The sequence below is a fragment of the Paraburkholderia xenovorans genome (assembly GCF_046030735.1).
Lineage (GTDB): Bacteria > Pseudomonadota > Gammaproteobacteria > Burkholderiales > Burkholderiaceae > Paraburkholderia > Paraburkholderia xenovorans_A.
Window position 1 is genome coordinate 1 of record NZ_JAQQBV010000046.1, and the last position, 19,438, is coordinate 19,438.

At 60.4% G+C, this 19,438-nt stretch carries 11 protein-coding genes; 9 read left to right on the forward strand and 2 right to left on the reverse strand.

What is annotated here, in order from left to right:
• The 6 genes from PQQ51_RS30525 to PQQ51_RS30550 form a co-directional block, all read left to right on the forward strand.
• On the forward strand, nucleotides 1-2,570 hold a 2,570-nt coding region (locus tag PQQ51_RS30525), incomplete at its 5' end, for an ATP-binding protein (RefSeq protein ID WP_408500923.1).
• Nucleotides 2,567-3,154 (forward strand): HNH/ENDO VII family nuclease, encoded by a 588-nt coding sequence (locus tag PQQ51_RS30530; protein WP_408500924.1) that lies wholly within the window; start codon nucleotides 2,567-2,569, stop codon nucleotides 3,152-3,154. The genes PQQ51_RS30525 and PQQ51_RS30530, both read left to right, overlap by 4 nt.
• Nucleotides 3,155-3,167: 13 nt before the next feature.
• Complete coding sequence (locus tag PQQ51_RS30535) at nucleotides 3,168-3,575, forward strand: SMI1/KNR4 family protein (RefSeq protein ID WP_408500925.1); 408 nt, start codon at nucleotides 3,168-3,170, stop codon at nucleotides 3,573-3,575.
• Nucleotides 3,576-3,638: 63 nt separating this feature from the next.
• A complete protein-coding gene (locus PQQ51_RS30540; protein ID WP_408500926.1) occupies nucleotides 3,639-4,913 on the forward strand; it encodes a hypothetical protein in 1,275 nt (424 codons plus the stop codon).
• Between the two features lie 8 nt (nucleotides 4,914-4,921).
• Nucleotides 4,922-6,940, forward strand: a complete 2,019-nt coding sequence (locus PQQ51_RS30545; protein ID WP_408500927.1) for a phospholipase D-like domain-containing protein — start codon at nucleotides 4,922-4,924, stop codon at nucleotides 6,938-6,940.
• Nucleotides 6,930-11,444, forward strand: a complete 4,515-nt coding sequence (locus tag PQQ51_RS30550) for a DEAD/DEAH box helicase (RefSeq protein ID WP_408500928.1) — start codon at nucleotides 6,930-6,932, stop codon at nucleotides 11,442-11,444. The genes PQQ51_RS30545 and PQQ51_RS30550 overlap by 11 nt, the downstream gene beginning before the upstream one ends.
• 18 nt (nucleotides 11,445-11,462) lie before the next feature.
• Here PQQ51_RS30550 and PQQ51_RS30555 read toward each other — a convergent pair whose 3' ends face one another.
• On the reverse strand, nucleotides 11,463-11,594 hold the full coding sequence (locus PQQ51_RS30555) for a hypothetical protein (protein WP_408500929.1): 132 nt from the start codon (nucleotides 11,592-11,594) through the stop codon (nucleotides 11,463-11,465).
• A 268-nt stretch (nucleotides 11,595-11,862) separates the two neighbouring features.
• Between PQQ51_RS30555 and PQQ51_RS30560 the strand changes: the two genes are divergently transcribed.
• The 3 genes from PQQ51_RS30560 (at nucleotide 11,863) to PQQ51_RS30570 (ending at nucleotide 16,950) form a co-directional block, all read left to right on the forward strand.
• Nucleotides 11,863-15,591, forward strand: coding sequence for a glycosyltransferase (locus PQQ51_RS30560; protein WP_408500930.1), 3,729 nt, complete (start codon nucleotides 11,863-11,865; stop codon nucleotides 15,589-15,591).
• A 124-nt stretch (nucleotides 15,592-15,715) separates the two neighbouring features.
• On the forward strand, nucleotides 15,716-16,393 hold the full coding sequence (locus PQQ51_RS30565) for a hypothetical protein (protein WP_408500931.1): 678 nt from the start codon (nucleotides 15,716-15,718) through the stop codon (nucleotides 16,391-16,393).
• Nucleotides 16,394-16,446: 53 nt separating this feature from the next.
• A complete protein-coding gene (locus PQQ51_RS30570; RefSeq protein WP_408500932.1) occupies nucleotides 16,447-16,950 on the forward strand; it encodes a M48 metallopeptidase family protein in 504 nt (167 codons plus the stop codon).
• An 83-nt stretch (nucleotides 16,951-17,033) separates the two neighbouring features.
• Here PQQ51_RS30570 and PQQ51_RS30575 read toward each other — a convergent pair whose 3' ends face one another.
• A complete protein-coding gene (locus PQQ51_RS30575) occupies nucleotides 17,034-19,349 on the reverse strand; it encodes an FdhF/YdeP family oxidoreductase (RefSeq protein WP_408500933.1) in 2,316 nt (771 codons plus the stop codon).
• Between the last annotated feature and the right edge of the window lie 89 nt (nucleotides 19,350-19,438).

A 19,438-nucleotide genomic window follows, 5' to 3' on the forward strand; every position in this document is an offset into this window, starting at 1 on the left:
GTGTCAGCCTCAGCGAAGGGCTGAGTCAATCGTTGGGGCAGAGTCTCGGCCTGACGGAGACCAAAGGTACCTCCGAAACGATCGGAACGAGTACGACGGAGACCACGGGTACGTCGAGTTCACTGAGCTCGCAAACCAACGCGGCGAAGATCGCATCGATTGGAGGCTCCGTGGCGGGCGCGGCGATCGGCGCGGCAGGCGTGGTCGCGGCGGTGGCCACCGGGCCGTTCGCGCCGTTGACGATGATCGTTGCCGGTCAGGTCGCCAAGGCGGCCGTGACCGCGTTCAATGAGCAGCAGACCACCGGCACGAGCCAGTCCACGTCGAATGGCCGTAGCGAAAGCCACAGCACGTCATCGAGCGAAGCCACCTCGAGAACGACGTCGGACACCAGGACGACGAGTACGACGGACACCCGTTCGCTCAATAAAACCGGTGGTTCGAGCCGGCAAATGTCGATCGAGACCACCGACAAAACCATTGAACGGCTATTGTCGAAGATCGACCATCACCTCGAACGCATCGACGAGGCCAAGACATACGGTGGCTGGAATTGCGCAGCGTACTTTATCGGCGACAGCACGGCGTCTTCCGAATCGCTTGCGAGCATTTTTCTTGGATTGATCCGCGGCAGCAAATCCAGTCACGAGGATTTTGCGCTCACGACATGGCAATCAGTTCGCAAGAAATCGATCATCGATTGGCTGACCGCGTTGAGCCATCCGCAACTGCGGCCCAATTTCTCGAAGACCGTGCCGATCAGCTACCTGACGCCGGCCACGCTTGTTTCGGGTAAGGAACTGGCTATTCAATTGAGCCTGCCTCGCCGGTCCACCTCCACGGTGGCCGTGCTGGAAACGCAGGCGTTCGGCCGCAAGGTGCAGCGGCTCGACGGAACCTTTGCCGACGCCGGCGCGGGAAAAACGCTCACGCTCGGCAATATCCGCCATCTCTGGGAAAACCTGCCGCAAACTATTTCGCTGAATCTCAATCAGTTGTCCGGCCATGTGTTCGTCAGTGGTTCGACCGGTGCGGGCAAAAGCAACACGCTCTACGAAATGCTCAGCCAGATCGAAGCCGCGGGCGTGCCGTTTCTGGTGATCGAGCCGGCTAAGGGCGAATACAAGCACATCTTCGGTCAACGCGCCGATGTCAGCGTGTTCGGTACGCATCCGGCGCACAGTGAGTTGCTGCGAATCAACCCGTTCAAATTCCCCACGGCCATTCACGTGCTTGAGCATGTGGATCGACTGGTGGAGATTTTCAATGTCTGCTGGCCGATGTACGCCGCGATGCCGGCCGTACTCAAGGACGCGATTCTTCAGGCATACGAAGAGTGCGGCTGGGATCTCGAATCGTCCGCAAATCGCTACAGCGACAGTCTGTTCCCGACGTTCGCCGACCTGCTCATCGCTCTGGAAAGCGTGATCACGGCATCGGCCTATTCGCAGGAGCTCAAGGGTAACTACATCGGCTCCCTGTCGACGCGGATCAAATCGCTGACCAACGGCTTGAACGGCCAGATCTTCGTGGCCGACGAAATCGACAGTGCCACTCTGTTCGACAGCAACGTGATCGTGGACCTGAGCCGTGTCGGCTCTTCGGAAACCAAAGCGCTGATCATGGGCATTCTGGTCATGCGCCTGAGCGAATACCGGATGGCGTACGGCGGCATGAACCAGCAACTGCGCCATGTCACCGTGCTCGAGGAAGCGCACAACATACTCAGGCGTAGCGCAGGCGAAGGAGGTGCCGAAGGGGCGGCCGTGATCGGCAAATCGGTAGAAATGCTGACCAACGCGATTGCCGAAATGCGCACGTACGGTGAAGGTTTCATCATTGCGGATCAATCGCCGCACGCGGTGGATATTGCCGCGATCCGCAACACCAACACGAAAATCATCATGCGTCTGCCGGATGAAATGGACCGGCGCCTGATCGGCAAATCCGTTGCGTTGCGCGACGACCAGCTCGAAGAAATCGCGAGATTGCCGAAAGGTGTCGCCATCGTCTATCAGAACGACTGGTTGGAGCCGGTACTGTGTCAGGTCAAAAAATTTGCGGGTAGTGAAACGCCCTACGTCTACCACCCGGCGAACAAATCGGTCTCAAGTCGCAGCGTGTTCAACGAGCAGGTGCTCAAGCTGCTGCTGGCAACGCGTATTCGTAATACCGCTCCCGCCGATGTGAACCTGATCGAAGCGGGCATGCGCAGTTTGCCGATGCTCACGCGAAGCAAGCTACCCCTCTATCAGGCGCTCGACGAGTCGAAGCGAGAAGAGCCGCTTACGCTGTGGAAGCCCGAGCGCTTTGCCTTCACCGCGGCGCTGATCGTGGATATCCTGGGTTGCCGGTCCAACGTCCAGCAGGCCATCCAGGCAGCGCCTGACTTCGACAGGCTGCGCGACTGGCTGGGCGCGTTGCTGTCGTCTCTTGCTCACGGTCTGACAGCGGAACTGGCCGTCGCGACCCAGCAGTGTCTGATGAAGGACTACAGCATGCAGAAAGAAGCCGATCTTAAGATCTACGCCGCGTGGCGGGCTAGTGTTGAAAAAGGGAGTGTCCTGTGAATTATGAAACCTTCGCGTTCGAGCAGACCGACGCCCCCAGCAAGTTGACAGAACTCGCGAGCGAGATGCCCGACTTGTGCGTGGACGTCATCGAACTCGACAAACCTCTTTTCCTGACGCAGGAAAACCGTCTTGAGCTCCCGTCGCTCAAAGACGAAACTCGTGAGAAACTGAAGAACGACGGGTTTCCAGAAAGCATTCTGGACTCGATTGGGAGTGAGGCCGAAGGCCAGATCTACGGCAATGCCAATCTCGAGGCAACGAAAGTCAATGGCAAAGATGCATTGATTCGTACGGACATCGACTACGATAAGGTGGACCTCTTCGGCATGACCAACCTTGAGCGGATGCAGGATGGCCGCGCGCCGCTCGATGCCAGTGGACGGCCGATCGAGTTGCACCACATCGGTCAGAAGCAGGACTCGCCGCTTGCCGAGCTGACTTGCGCCGAGCATCGCGGGAACGGTAACGACAACGTTCTGCACAACAAGCTGAAAGAGTCGGAAATCAATCGCGAAGATTTCGGCAAGGAGCGGCAAGAGTACTGGAAGGCCCGAGCCGAACAGATCGAGTCACAAAGCTAACTGCGAGTTCATCATGCAAAACGTCAAACAACTGGTTGAACGCCATCAGGCCAATACCCGCCCGGCAGATCCGGCAAGCATTCAGGCGCTCGAGCAGAAGCTGCCGTTTACTTTGTCGAGCGAATACAGGTCTTTTCTATCGGACTTCGGCGTGATCGTATTCGGCGGCTACGAGACTTATGGCCTCGGCGTGCCGGAAGACCACTACCTCAACGTGCTCAATGCGTACACCGACCTGAGCCGCGATGCCAGCTATCCGGCGAATGCCGTGCCGCTGCTGGAGGTCGGAGACGGTCAGTACTATCTCTATGACAACAACGCGCAACGGATCGTACTGTGGGCCACGCCGAATGGCGGCGTCGTCCGTGTACTGGATGAAGCCCTGTCTACGTTTCTGTCGCAGAAGATTTTCGGCGCATAACGCTGCTGAACACGCCGCCGGCTTGCAAGAGCTGATTTCCTGCTACATATTTGACGGCTCTTCATGACCGAACTCGACAGCAGTACCGCCGCCATGCCGGCAGGCGGCCTTCCGTATTTCACCAATGTGGATCCCGCGTTGAGCAGGTCGTCTGGCGGCCGCGATCCACTGGGTTTGCTGCCGGTATGGAGCGCGTTCGGGCGCAGACTCGTTCCCAATTTGGCCTCGCCGGTCGGGCACGTGAATGGCATCAAGGCGGTGGTCCTGATCCAGTGGCTGCTCAATCTGGACGCGCTCCAGTCGCTGCTCGAGCGCGACGGTGCGCGTCGACGCTTTTTCCGGCTGATGGAAGGGCTCATCGAGTACTGGCTGTACCACAACGGCCATACAGCCTGCTTCGGCTATACGGCGCTCACCGCCGGCAAAGGGAATTTCAGTGTCACGACGAAGATGGGCAAGACCGTTGCAAACGGTCTCTACCAGTACTATCGCGGCACTTGCCGGCGTGCCGCCCTCGTGGACGACAACTGGGCGGTTGCGCCCGGTGTCGCCAGTCAGCTAGACGAGCACTGGACTGCGGATGCAACACAAGTACTCAAAGCCGCATTGGCCGATCCGCTCAAAAGCGCCAGCAATGCGTTGTTCCCCGAGCAGTATCTCGGCGGCGCGTTGGCTACGGCGTTGAGCGGCGTCTTCGATCAGAACACGCTTCGTCAAACGCTTCAGGAATGTCTTTTTGGCGATACGTATCAGCAAACACTAGCCAGTATGTTTCTCGCGCTGCGCAATGCGGCCGATACGAAGAATCTGAACCTCAAAGACCGTGTTGGCAAGCTTGTACTGCCGCAACTCGACCATGCGATCGACTGCGTCCAGCGATGCGAGCCGTTCCTTCTCGTGATGCAGGACGCGTTCGACTATCTGCGCGGCTCACCCGGCAAAAGGCTCGATCTCGTCGCGCGCGAACTGGACGCCATGCTGCCGGCTATGCGCGAACGTGCCGCGCGATTTGCGACGCTCGCGGGCGAGCAGAATTCCACGCGGATGAGGCATATGCAGGTACTAGCCGACATTCTGGCTACTGCTTCAACTGCTGCGGCTGCGTCGAAGGAAGCTGTTCTGGTGACATTCCTGCGCGAGTTGGTCGCCTATCACACGCGATGCATGAAAGAGCGCGGACGCGACCCGATGGTGCTGATTGAAAGCGACCTGGTGTTGCTGCCTGTGATTGGCGACCGAAGCCCGGAAGACGCGAAAAAGAGCCTCGAAAGCGGCCAGTCCTGGATGAACGACTACTATCTGACCACCGCATCGAATCTCTACGCGCAGGTATTTTGAGCACCGATATGACTTCACCGAAATCCGGCGCTGACCCGGTCATGCGCGCCACGCTCGAGCATATCCGTGACCGCTTCTCGACCGATCATCCGCGTCACGTTCTCTTTACTACCTTTAACTTTTCGTCGCGATTTTTCGAGGCCAACGTGTTGCCGCTGCTCGTCGGCGATAACGTGAGCGATCTGGAGGGCGCTTCGGAGACGCGTTATGCGATCAATGAAGATCTGAACACGGTCAAATGCGTCGTGGTGTGCGACCGCTCTACCTGCCCCGAGCCCAAGGGCGACATGCGCTACGGGCTGCTGCCGGTTGGTCTTGCACGCGGCCGCTTTCATCCGAAACTGATGTTGATGGCCGGTACGCTGAAGGATACGAAGAAGCAGGGCGTCTGGCTGTCAGTCGGCAGTGGCAATCTGACACTGTCCGGTTGGGCGATCAATCGCGAGGTTGTCGGAATGACGGCCGTGACCTCCAGCCATGCCCAGGTACTGCGCCCCTTGCTCAAATGGCTGCAAGACGAGGCCGCGCGTCAATTCGAATTCGCGGGCAACGCGGGATATCAGGAAGAGGGCGACGTGCGAGATATTCTGACCGCATTGCACGCCGCGCTCGACGACGCCAACCCGTTCCCGCCGCATACACCGGCTACACCGACGCTGCATCTGTCGCTGCCGCAAGGGTACGGAGAAAGCGCGATGCTCCACGCGTTGAAAGGCGGGAGCCGCTGGCGCATGGCGACGATCGTGTCACCCTACTGGAGCGCGGTGGACACGCTGGTTCAGGCGCTCGATGTCGAGCAATGCCGCTTTGTGCCATCGCTCACTGCCGACGGCCTGTACCGCTTCCCGCGCGACACGCTGGACCTGACGCGTCATGCATTTGCTGGCTTCCGGGAGGATGGCGAACGTTATACACACGCCAAGGCGCTGCTCCTTCATAACGAGAAGCAGCAAGTACTCTGCATCGGTTCGGCGAATTTCACGCAGGCGGCGATGCTCACCGCGCAGAACCAGAAATTGACGAATGTCGAGGCGATGCTTCGCTATGAACTCCACGACGCACCAGACCCGTGGAAGACAGTGCTCCGGCCGCTAGACGATCCGCCTTTCGCACAAGACGGCGAGAACGAGGAGGAGGAAGCACCCCCGCTTCCTCCGTTCGATGCAACCGTCCTGTACGACTGGAAGGCGAGTGAATTTCGCGCGCGCCTGACGCTCACCAGCGACGTGCCGGTTAGCGATATCGTGTTGTCGATCGGCGGTCGCGGTCACTGCTTCAATGCGGCCGTTGCCGGTCAACCGCAAGTCATCACGCAGCCCCATAAGGGTGCGCAGCCCGTGCGTTCGTTTTCGGTCACCTACCGCCTCGGACAGGGCGAGCCGATGATTTTTCGCGGGCTGATTACCCAGGTCAATGCGGACGACGATCAACTCGGCTACCAGCCTCGTCCGCGGCTCAACAAGGTTCTCGAATTGCTGCGTGGTCTCAATCCCGGGGCATCCGATCGCAAGACTAAGGAGCGCACGCTGTCCGACCTCGCCGACGGCCCAGGCGACGGCGAAGAAATCCCCGCCGACCCGACTTTCGATTTCTTCGGGCTGTTTCAGGGTGCGTGGAAGCTGCTCGAGTATTACCAGACGCCTGGAAGCCCGGGGGCGACGCGCGATCCCTACGACAAGCTGGCGCCGTACGGCGCCGTGACGTTATATCGGGCGATCACCGCGCAGGCCGCGGAGACGCATGAGGAAAAAATCGGCCGCTATATCCAGCTGTCGGAGATGGCCGACATCGTCGAGCGTCTGGACAGGACGACGAATGCCGCGTTGCGCGAGACGTTGCGAGACGACATCAAAGCGGAGATCGCGGTGCTCCATCGCGAGATGATGTGCCTGCTCGGCAAATCGGAGTCGTTCCGGTCGATGTTCGGCGAGGCTACGCGTGAACGCGTCGAGGGTTTTCTTGACTGGTTTCGCAAGGAGATCGGCCGGGAAGTGAGCAGTCAAACGCGAGCGGTTCATGGACAATAAAACAGACGTCATTCCGGCCGATCTGACTGCGCAGGCCGTTCGCTCATATATCGACTTCGATGGCCACGATGCCGCGCGAACAACTCCGAGTGCGCAGGCCGTCCTTCAGAGCGAAGGGGTTGCGGCTCTTTGGCATTTGCTGCAAAGCAAATCTTTCGCGTATCTCGCCGATGAAGTCGGGATGGGAAAGACGCGGCAGGCAATGGGCATCATCGCGACGCAATTCCTGCGCAAGCCGGATTCGCGTGTGGTGATCGTTTGTTCGAGCGCAACGCTACAGCGCCAGTGGCAAAGCGAATGGTCGGAGTTTTTGCGAACCTGCTACAAGCTGCTCGACAACCGTTTGCTCAGCGCGGCAGCGGCGAGCCCGCTGGAGAATCTGCATTTTCACCATAGTCTGCGTGACTTCGTCAAAACGCTGAGCCTCGGCGATGCTCGTATTCATCTGATGCGATATTCGTCTTTTAGCCGGCCGCTCACGTTCACGGGCGAAGATTCGGCTTCGATACTGGAAGAATATCGGGCCAAGGTTGGCGCGGCCTCGACCGACGATATGGACCATGACGAATCTGCGATTCCCGCGACGCGTCGGAAGCTGTCCAAAACCGAGAAGGACGATCTCACGCACGCACTGAGTGCGGCGTATTGCCGGCGCATCGGCGCATTGATGACGGGCGGCTCGCGGCGTGAGAATGACGAATCGATGCCTAACCAGCCGCTCGATCTGGTGATCTTCGACGAAGCGCAATATCTTCGTCATACGGGCAATTTCCAGAATAGTCATATAGCCGCGATTTTCCGGCGCAATGTCGAACGCTGGTTGTTCATGAGCGCCACGCCGTTGCATTCGAGCATGAACGACATTCGCAGTCTCGACACCTATCTTTGTCGCAAGCCTTTGTTCGCCGGCAGTGCCGACGATAAACGCGCGCTGGAAATTCCGCGCGATTGCGGTACTTGCAACTATCAGGAATCATGCAGCCGAATCAACTGGCAGCTTCACGTGCAGCCGGAAGGCAAGCGCGATGTCGTGCCCCTGTTGCCGACGTTCATGGTGCGTCGAACGCGCACGTACGCGGATAGCAAAGACACGCGATACGGCAAGATCCAATATCGCAAATACGAGCGGATTCGTTATACCGGCGCAGACGACCCGTTTCTGTCGCTGACGATGTCGCTGGTGCAAAAGCGGCTGGTTGGCGCGCTTGCGGGCAAGGGGAACAAGTTTCGTCTCGGCGAATGTGCGTCGTTTGAATCATTGTCCACATCGGTGGGGCGTACGCTCGGGTTCAGCAAGCAGGTCACACCGGAGCCGGTCGCCGAGCGCGAATACGAAGCGCTACGCGATACAAGACAACGCACGCAGGACGACGAACCCGGAGTAGCGTTCGACCGCACCGTCATCGACGATTTGAATCGCGACTTCGAGAGCGCGATGAACGCGCTCAATGAATCTGCACCGGGCGCACCACACGCGGCGCGGCGGGGTTTCGCGCTTCCTCACGCGAAACTGAATCGTACCGCCGACGCGCTGTTCGAACACAGCCTCAAAGATGCCAGCTGTCAGAAGACGCTGGTCTTCGTGCGGCGTATCGATACGGTGGAGGAAATCCGCGACCTGCTGAATACGAAGTTCCAGCAACAAATGGATCGGCGGATCGAGACATGGCGAACCCAATTGATGGGGCCTGCGTTTGGCACGCAAGGAAAATCGCCGTGGATCAAAGACGAGTTCTGGGAAACGGAACACGTGAGGTCAACCGGGAGTGCAGACGAGGAAATCGTCGCGACAGAGAGAAAGGCGGACGAGGATGCCGAACGCGAGAGCCTTGAACAATCCGACGAAGGACTGTCGGCCGATGAGCCACGCGGCACAGCCTATAAGGACGCGCTCAGGCTCCCTTATTTCGAAGCACTGAAGCGAGCCAGAAAAGGCGGCGATCACGGGATGCTGGTTTCATTCGGATCGCGGTTGCTCAGTGTAAAGGATGCATCGCGCAACCCGTTGCGAGGTTTTCTCCTGAAACGTCCGCCGGCATGCGATGAGGTGGTGAGCGACGCAAATGAAAGCCACTGGCGGAACAATGCGAAACGCTGGCGCCGTTTTCTGGAGATCGTTCTGGGTGACGAACGATTGATGGAACTCCGCGCCGAGCCGGGCCGCCAATGGCTGTTCGGCAACGCCGCGGAGAACACTGTCGACGCGTGGAAGCTCGCGGCGTTGCAACTATGCGTGCTTCAATCGATAAGGCAAACTGATTTTCTGGTCGATCTGTACATTCTGCATACGCACGTAGCGCGCACGCCGACGGGCGAGACAGAATTGCCCGACAAATTGCTATGGCTGCTGGAGACCGATCCGCAGTGCGCGGCAAACGATGGATTGGCCGGTTACATCGGCAACTGGAACGAGAGATTTCGCCGCTGGATCGAGCATTTCGATCTGATCGTCGACAAATGTATGCGCAGTGGCGCGGCCGTCGACTGGGCGGAGATCTACCGTGAACGCGTACATCTGGCGTTTCGCCAGATGTCGCCGGTGATCGGTCGTTCGAGCCGTTTGAGAAACCAGAACGCGGTTACGCAGTTCAAGTTTCCTACTTACCCGAACGTGCTGATCTGCACCGACGTGCTTAAAGAAGGCGTCGATATGCATCTGTTCTGCGACAACATCGTGCACTACGGAGTGGCGTGGACTTCGGGGGACCTCGAACAGCGCATCGGGCGCATCGACCGGTTAGGCAGTCTGATCGGACGAAGGATCGAGCGTTTCGCGAGTACCCACTGCGACAGTTCGCAGGATCTGCCGCGTCTTGGCGTCGCTTTCCCTTATCTGGACGGCACGCTCGACCGCTTTCAGGTCGAGCGCGTGATTCAGGCGAAGATCGTCAGCGATCTTCGAATGGATCTCGGCAAGCTCAAGGACGAAATTGGCGAGTTGAGTCTCGCAACGTTCGACGACGAGTCGATTCAAGTTGCTGCGACGAATGACTCTCCGCAATCCGGTGCGGTGTTTTTTCCGGAATCGGCGAAGCCGCTCGTCGCAAAAGATGCGATGCCGTCCGAGATTACTTTGCCTGACGGTATTCGCGGCAAGAGCGCCGACGACACGGTGCGATCAGTGCACGCCGCAGACGAAAACGCGCTCGAGTCGGCGGAGTACTTGCCGGCGTTCAACTGTGTACGTGTTCGGCGACGCGCTTCTCTCAGCGCGGAAGGCGGCCGCGTGGCCCAGCGGACCATCGACACGGGAGCCGGCGTGCTGCGCCTTTCACGAAGCGGCGCGAAGGAGGCAGACATCGTTTGCACGGAGGAAATACTGGTGCCGGGCACGCATGCCGACGCACGCTCGTTGAGCGCCGCGCTTTCTGAAAGCGAGCCTTCATCAGTCAGGCGTACCAACGCGGAAGGCTTCGCACTCGATCCGTTGGTGAAAACCGCGACCCGCGTAGTGGATATGTCACACGCGCTTCTGTCCCGGGGGCAGGGGAGCAGCAAGGTGATTCTGGAGTCGGTCGGCGGCGACTTCTGGCTGTTGCGCACCGCTGTCTGCGCGGCGGCTGCAGCGATCGCGACCGCGGACGGACGCAACTTGCCACGCTGGCTTGCGACGAAGAACCGTGACCGGCGGTGGGGCTATCTGATGGTGGAGGCCGGCATCGTATGGTTCGCTGTCGTGGTGAGCGACGCCGACAGTGGTGAGCAAAACCTGCTCACACGATTCTCTGCGGAGATGGGGCGGATCGCGCTTTACTATCGATCCACGGTGAACGATCCTGAGCAATACGTCGAGAAAGAATATCGTGCAAGCGCGTCGTTTCCGACACTGGCTGCGCTGAGCCAATCGTACGGTGGCGATGCGGATTTGCGCGTATCCCGGCTGCTGAAAACTTTGAGTGAAGGACATATCTCCGGCATGATGCACGACGATTTTTCTGCATGCGGCAGCGTGCTTGCGGGCGTTCAGGCGTGGTTTATCGGCGCATTCAACGCGGTACTGGATGCGCTGTGCGAGACGGAGGACGGTAATCCGCAGCACAGTTTCAAGGTAACGCCGCTTGCGTTTCTCGACGGTGGAATCCTGCACCTGTGTGCTGAAGGCAAGGAGCACTTTCGCATTCAGGCGTATCTGGACTTGAACGATGCGATGGGCAATGAGAATGTCATATCCGGACCGAAAATGGTTTGGGAGCTCGCCGCCAGTCCGATCGTCAAAGGACCGAAGCCGACGTTGCCGCTCTCCAGATATGAAGAGCTTCCGCACGTTCTGCGGCATGCATGGGAAGGAGAAATCGCCGAAGGCGCGGCGGCATTCACCTGCAAAGGCGACAAGTACCGCTTCGTCACGCTTTATCATCACCCCGCCGCGTGGGATAGAGCGCGCACCGATCTGCTCGAAGCGTGGCAGACGGTACGGACGAAAATGCAGGCGCTCACGAACTTTCAACGCAAAGGATGTCGCGACACGCTCATTCAGGCTGTGGGCCCGACGCGTGCAGTGTGAGCGGCCTGGGCGCGCGGGTCAGACTGCTGAAGCCCGCGCGTCGCGCTTTACCTTGTCGATATATTTACCCAATACAGTCGTAGCCAATACACCTGTGACGAAGACGATCGCAAACGCGGCGAGGCTCTCAAGCGGGGAATTGTTCTGCACGATATCGGTTCCTTAAAAGACGAGGGCGGGTTAATGAAGTCACGCGCATGCAGGTGCGGACGTGCAACTGGCGCTGCGGACCGCCAATGCAATGTGCGTGGTCGAAGAATGACAGCGCATCCGGACAATCGATGTCCGGATGCACTGCCGGTACGGTGCGCGCGTGGGTTGTGTATATTACGCGGCTACATCCGGTCCGGGTGCACGAGCCCTTCAGGGATTAAGGGAAAGTGCCGAGATCAGGAGGAACGCCTTTCAGGATTCCCGCATGCAAAAAAACTACTATGGCCACGAACGACAGCAACTGCTCGACCAGCTGAAAGAAAAGTGGCTCGTCGAGGGGCCGTTGGCCTGTTTTGTCGTCGGCTTTCCCGGGGTGGGAAAATCGGCTCTCGCTGAAACCTTGATGCAAGCTGCCGAATCGAGCGGGTGGATAACCGCTCACGTCAAGATTTCGGATCAGGTCAATCCGTCATTCAACGATGCGCTATGCTCGGTCGCCGATCAGTTGGCCGATCGAGGCAGCAGGAAAATGGCCACGGCGCTTTCGGATCCGAATGCGAACCCGGCCGCGGCGCTCGAGCGGGCATTGCGCGACCAGGTGCTGATCGTTATCGACGAAGCGGGGCGGCTTTTCGACGACGACGGCGAGGCGTCCTCCGAACTGGCAGGCGTGCTGTCCTATCTGCGTCCGCGGCTCAATTTGCCGGGCCGGATACTGTTTCTGTCCAATGTCATCGTGCAGCATGAGCGGTGGTCCGAAACGTTCCACCGCACGACGCTCCATCCGCCGACACTCGAGGAAGCGGTGGCGTTGTTCGCCGACCGGTTGCAAGGTCAGGAATGCGTCGATGCGATCCCGCCGGAGCGGATACCTGACCTCGTGCGCGTGCTGGGATGCAACCCGCGCGCGATCGAGGTGCTTGCCGGCACGCTGGCGGTCGATCCATTGGACGACATCATCGGCGCCGACCCCGGTATGTGGGAGGTCACCGACCGCGAAGTGTCCCCCGAGTTTCTCGACAAACTGGAGCGCATTCTGCTCGAGCGCACGCTGGCGAGGCTGGATCCGGTGCTGTTCAGGCGTCTCGCGATGCTGGCCGTGCATCGGACGAGCTTCAAGGATGAAGCGTTCGGCGCCGTCACCTCCGGCGCTCGCAAAGACTGGCGCAGCTTGCGGCACATGCTGATCGGCAGGTTTTTCGTCAGCGCGATGCACAAGCGCTTTTCGCTGAACCCTGTGGTGCGAGAGATCGCGTTGACGCATCTGAGAGACGACTCGCGGGCGTTTGCCACCGCGCATTCGATGGCTGCGAATTACCACTTGCAACGTCTGAAGTCGGGCAGCACCGATGAGACGAAGCGTTTGTCGGGCTTATACGCCGAACTTCGCTACCACCTGTATCACGCAGGTCGCGCGCAGGAACTGCGGGACGTGACGACCCGTGTCGGGGTCGACATGATGGTGACCTGGGGCGACAAAAGCCCGATACCCGAAGACGCACTCGAGCTGGATGAGCGGATCGGCGTGCTCTCGACGCTCCTCGAAGACGAAGGCCCGCGTCCGCTGGAGTTCTATTTGACGCGCTGCCTCGTCGGGCGCGACAAGGCGGGCGATGTCGAACAGGCGCTCGTCCATATCCGCAGGGTGTGTTCGTCCAGCCGGGCGCTGGCCAACATGTGGCTTCTGAAAGCGAAAATCCACGAAAGGCTGGGCGAGCCCGACGAGGCCATCCAGACGATTCGGGACGGCCTCGCCGCTGCGGAAGCGACCGACGCGATCGCGGCGCTGTATAAAACCGGCGCGGGTCTGCTGGAAAAGCAGGGTCGTCTCGACGACGCTATCGTCCTGGTGCGCGAGGGCATCGAAACGGTGTCGCCGTCCAACAGCCTGTCCACGTTGTACCTCGCAGCGCTCGAACTGCTGGAAACGCAGCACAAACCGGATGAAGCGCTGGCTTTATTGATGGAAGGGATCACGCGGATTCCCGCCGATCAACCTTTATTCTCGCTCTACCATGCAGCGGCTTTGCTGTTGAAGCGGCTAGGCCGCGTGGCCGAGGCGATAGCATTGCTTCTCGACGGACTCAGGATCGTGCCGGCCGACAAGGGCGCGGCCGTCATCTATCAGTCGGCCGCGGAAATGATTCACTCGGAAGGGGAAACGGATCGCGCCGTCGCTTTGCTGGTGGAAGGGATCCGCTCCATTCCCGTCGACAAGAACCTGTGCCCGCTCTATCAGTCGGCGGCCGAGATGCTGGCGCAGCAAGGCAAAATCGACGCTGCGCTCGAGTTGCTCAAAGAGGGCATTCAAACCGTACCTGTCGACAAGAACGTCGACCTGCTTTATCGGCAGACCGCCCGCATCCTGCACGCGCGAGGCGAAAGCAAGGAAGCGCTCGAACTGCTGCGGATCGGCGCGAGGCTGATTCCCGCTGCCAAGACCTCGGCCTCGCTTCATCGGGACGGCGCCGACATCCTGCTGCAATCCGGCGCGGCGGATGCTGCGTTCGATATGCTGAAGCAGGGCTTGAACGCGGCGTTTGCGCACAGCAAGGCGGTCTATCTTTACCGGAGCGCGGCTGACATGCTGATCCAGCGCGGCCATCTTGCATTGGCCGTCAAGCTGGTCGAGCAGGAGGTGGCCCTGCACCCCGGACACCTGGGGCTGGACGATCTGCTGCAGGCGTTGGTGGCACAGGCTGAACAAACAAAAAACGAGGGCGTAGCGATGCAACACGATGCGGCGATCAAACAGGATTCGTCTGATACAACGGAAGCAAAGCAAGCCGCTGAAGCAAAGCAAGCCGGCCACACCGTGCTGCTGATGGCGACCGAATGGCGCTCCGCGCATGGTGGACTGTCGACCTTCAATCGCCACCTGTGCATTACGTTGGCGGCGCAGGGGCATCGCGTTTATTGCGCGGTCCCGCAGGCCGGCGACAGCGATATCGCGCATGCGCGACAGCATGGCGTAACGCTCGTGGCCGCGCCTGCCACGTTAGGTGCCGACGAGTTGAGCGGTCTGTCGAGACGTCTGCCGTTGCCGTCGGACGTGTTGCCGTCGCATATCGTCGGCCATGGCCGGATCACCGGTGCGTTCGCCAAAGATCAGCAATGCGATTTTTTCCCGCAGGCGAAGCGGATTCATTTCGTGCACATGGCGCCAGGCGAAATCGAGTGGTTCAAGGAACCGGAGAAAGCCGCCGAAAAGGTCGACGCGCGGGAAAAAATCGAAGTGGCGCTGGCCTCGGACGCACAGCTCGTCGTCGCGGTCGGCCCGAGCCTGATGCGGGAGTACGCGGACCTGCTGCGCGGCACGCGAGGCAGCCCGCGCGTCGTGGAGTTCGTGCCGGGTCCGATCGGTGTCGTGGAAGCGGTGACGCCGCCGCATCTGAATCACTGCCTCGTGCTGGGCCGTGCCGACGATAGCGAGTTGAAGGGCCTCGACATCGCCGCACGCGCATTGTCGTATGTCGTGCGCGATCGCGCTTATACCGGGGCGCTTCCCGAGCTGGTGATTCGCGGCGCGTCGCCCGGCACCGGTGCGACGCTGCGCAAGAAGTTGCTGGATATATGCGAAGGCGTGGACGTGCCGGTCAAGGTCAAGGAATACAGCGCCGACGAGGGGGCGATCGAATCGGACATCCGCCGGGCCGCGTTGCTGCTGATGCCGTCGCGCCGCGAGGGTTTCGGGCTCGTCGCGCTGGAGGGGCTCGCACAAGGCACGCCCGTGCTCGCCACCGACAAGAGCGGCTTTGCCGATATCGTCGAGAGGCTGGCGCCCGAACGCCTGCTGCGCAACGCGGTGGTGGAGACGCCGAGCGACCGCGACAAGGCCGCGAAAAACTGGGCCGACGCGATCAGCAGGCAACTTACCGACAGACACGCAGCCTTCTCCCGTGCGGCGGAGCTGGGCAATGTGCTGGCTAAGGGCGCGAACTGGGAGATCGCGACGCGACAGTTGATGGCCGAAGTCGAACTGCGCGGTACGTGATTGCGGTGCAGGATGTAGATTGGGCGTGCATACCAAGCGCCGTCAGGCGCCGCCCAACCACGTGGCGCCACGAAGCGATACCAGGCGATACAAGCGATACAAGCGATACCAAGCGGAGAGAATCATGAAAAAACCCAAACCGAAAGTCACCCGCCAGAGCGCGGATGGACTGTTTCCGGACCTGAAGCCGAGCGGCTCGCATATCGGCGGCCGGCCGGACAATCCGTTCGGCGACACCGGCAACCGGTCTGACAATCCGTTTGGCGATTCGCCGTTCGAGCCGATCGAGCGGCGCGATCGTAGCGAAAAGGCGCTGTGGAAGGACAATCTCGTCACGCTGCCGATCGGTATCGAATTGCCGCCCGGCTATGAGTCGGCCTCGAAGTTGCGCGACGCAATGGAACGGGCATGGCGGATGAAATGGGTCAGAGAGGCCGCGAACGAAATCGTCGCCGAGTTTCCGGAAGGCTGGTCGGCGCTCAGGCCCGCGAGCGGTCCGGTCGAGTTGCGCGACGCGAGCGGTGTGGCGCGAGCGCTGTTCGGCTGGGCAGAGGATGCCGAACTCAGAATTCTGCCGCGCTACGTGGTGGAGTCGCAGGAGAACAGTACGAGCGGCCTCGGCAGTTTACTGGTGCGCGATCGCGAGAGCGGACAGATTCTCGAGCGTTCGTCGGTGTGGTCCGCGCAAACCGGGACTCATCATCCGGATTGGGCGAAGCTGTCGGCGTGGCTCGACAAACAGTATCCGTTGCATCGCGATCCGCTGCGGCTCTGGAGCGATTGCGAAACCAATCTGCGTTGAGCGGTGCGCCAATCCATCACGCCGTCGCCGGAAAAATCGGCAAGAACATCGTCATGCACCACCTGAAATACCTGACCGGCTATCCCGCGCCTCTGCAAGAGAAGGTGCAAAAGCTGATCGCCGACGAACAGTTGGGCGTCTATCTCGCGCAGCGCTATCCGAATACGCATGCGGTGCAAACGGATCGGGCACTGTACGCGTATTGCGCGGAGCTCAAGCGTGAACATCTGCGCAGCGCGGAGCAGATCGACAAGGTCACGTACGACAGCAAGCTCGATGTCGTGCGTCACGCGCTCGGCCTGCATACGAGCATCTCGCGCGTGCAGGGCGGCAAGCTGAAGGCGAAGAAGGAGATCCGCATCGCGTCGCTGTTCAAGGACGCCGCACCGGAATTTCTGAAGATGATCGTGGTGCACGAACTCGCGCATCTGAAAGAAAGCGACCATAACAAGGCGTTTTACCGCCTCTGCGAGTTCATGCAACCGGGTTATCACCAGATCGAATTCGATTTTCGTCTCTATCTGACGTATCGCGATCTGGCAAAAAAACAGGCCTGAGCGCGAAGCGTCAGGCCTGCCCTATCGACACGCTCAACACGCTCACCACGCGTGTTCTGCTGTGCACCGAAGCGGTGGCAACCTCAAGCGGCAACCGCTTCTTCGACCGAAGCCGTCAACAGCACCGGAATCGACTTCGAGGTCGGCGTACCCGCACCGTCGGCAACCGAAGACAACGGCACCAGCGGATTCGTCTCCGGGTAATACGCGCCGAGGCAACCGCGCGGAATGTCGTATTCCACCAGCAGGAAGCCTGCCGCGTGACGCTCGACACCGTCGGCCCACACGCTCGTGATATCCACGCGCTGGCCGGCGACGAAGCCAAGCATCGCCAGATCGTCCCTGTTCGCGAACAGCACGCGGCGTTGGCCGTACACGCCGCGATAGCGATCGTCGAGACCGTAGATCGTCGTGTTGTACTGATCGTGCGAGCGGGTTGTCATCAACGTCATCAGACGCTCGCCGTGTTCGGCCCGCGCCTGATGAATCGGCGTATCGACGGCGATCGCATGCACCATGAACTGCGCCTTGCCGCTCGGCGTCTTCCAGATCCGCTCGCGCGATGCGACGCCCAGATGAAAACCGCCTGGGTTCTTCAGCCGCTCGTTGTAGTCGTGGAAACCGTCGATCACCTTCGCGATGCCGTCGCGAATCAGCGCGTAATCGGCAGTTTGCGCGAGCCAGTCGACCTTGTCGCTGCCGAGCGTCGCATGCGCCATCCGCGCGACGATCGCGATCTCCGACAGCAGATTCTCCGAGGCCGGCTTGTTCATCCCATACGAGATGTGCACCATGCTCATCGAATCCTCGACGCTCACGCCTTGCGCCACGCCGTTCTGCAAGTCGATCTCGGTGCGCCCGAGCGTCGGCAGAATCAGTGCGTCGCGGCCATGCACGAGGTGGCTGCGGTTCAGCTTGGTGGTGATGTGCACGGTCAACTCGCACGAGCGCATCGCTTCCCACGTGCGCGGCGTGTCCGGCGTCGCGATCGAGAAGTTGCCGCCGAGGCCGATGAACACCTTCACCTTGCCGTCGAGCATCGCCTGAATCGTGTTGACGACGTCGAGCCCATGCTCGCGAGGCGGCTCGAAATCGTAGACTTCGCCGAGCCGGTCGAGGAACGCCTGAGTCGGCCGTTCTTCGATGCCGACCGTGCGGTCGCCCTGCACGTTCGAGTGGCCGCGCACCGGGCACAGGCCCGCGCCGCGGCGGCCGATATTGCCGCGCATCATCATCAGGTTCGACAGGATCTGCACCGTCGGCACCGAGTTCTTGTGCTGCGTGAGACCCATGCCCCACGTCGAAATCACCGCGCGGCCCTTCACGTAGATGTCGGCGAGTTTCAATACGTCTTCGAACGGCACGCCCGATTCTTCGACGATCGTGGCCCAGCTTTCGGCGCGCAGATCGTCGGCGAATGCGTCGAAGCCGACCGTGTGTCCGGCGATGAACGCGACGTCGAGCACGCGCTCGAGACCGGAGGCCAACGCTTCGTCGTCGAGTTCGATCACGCGTTTGGCGACACCCTTGATCAGCGCGAAATCGCCGCCGATCTTCGGGCGGATGAACACGGAGCTGATCTTCGTGCTGCCCATCGTGATCATTTCCACCGGATGCTGCGGGCTCGCAAAACGTTCGAGACCACGCTCCTTCAGCGGATTGATCGACACGATGGTCGCGCCGCGCTTCGCGCATTCGCGCAGTTCGCCCAGCATCCGCGGATGGTTCGTCGCCGGATTCTGACCGAAGATCAACAGCGTGTCGGCGTGTTCGAAGTCGTCGAGCGTCACCGTGCCCTTGCCGATGCCGACTGTGTGCGGCAAGCCGCGGCTGGTCGCCTCGTGGCACATGTTCGAGCAGTCGGGGAAATTGTTGGTGCCGTACATGCGCACGAACAACTGATACAGGAACGCGGCCTCGTTGCTCGCGCGGCCCGACGTGTAGAAGGCGGCGCTGTCGGGGTCGTCGAGACGCTTCAGATGCCCGGCGATCAGGTCGAACGCTTCGTCCCAGCCGATCGGCACGTAGCGGTCGCGCATCGCGTCGTAGACGAGCGGGTCGGTCAGGCGGCCATGCTGCTCCAGTTCGAAATCCGATTGCGCCATCAGTTCTTCGACCGTGTGTTCCTCGAAGAACGCCGGCGTCACGCGTTTGCTGGTCGCTTCGGCGGCCACCGCCTTCACGCCGTTTTCGCAGAACTCGAAGGTGGACGCGTGTTCGCGGTCCGGCCACGCGCAGCCCGGGCAATCGAAGCCGTCTGGCTGATTCTGCTTGAGCAGCATCCGATAGTCGCCGCCCGTGACCTTTTCCTTGAGCAGGTTGAGCGCGACATATTTGAGCGCGCCCCAGCCCGCGGCGGGGTGCGTGTACGGTTCGATGCGAGCGTTGGGTTTCTTCATGGTCTGCTGCCGGTGGGCCTGAGCGAGGCTTTTTAAGCCAATGCCTGCAAGCCTACTGTGTTCCAAATGCAGTGCAGCATACAGAAAAT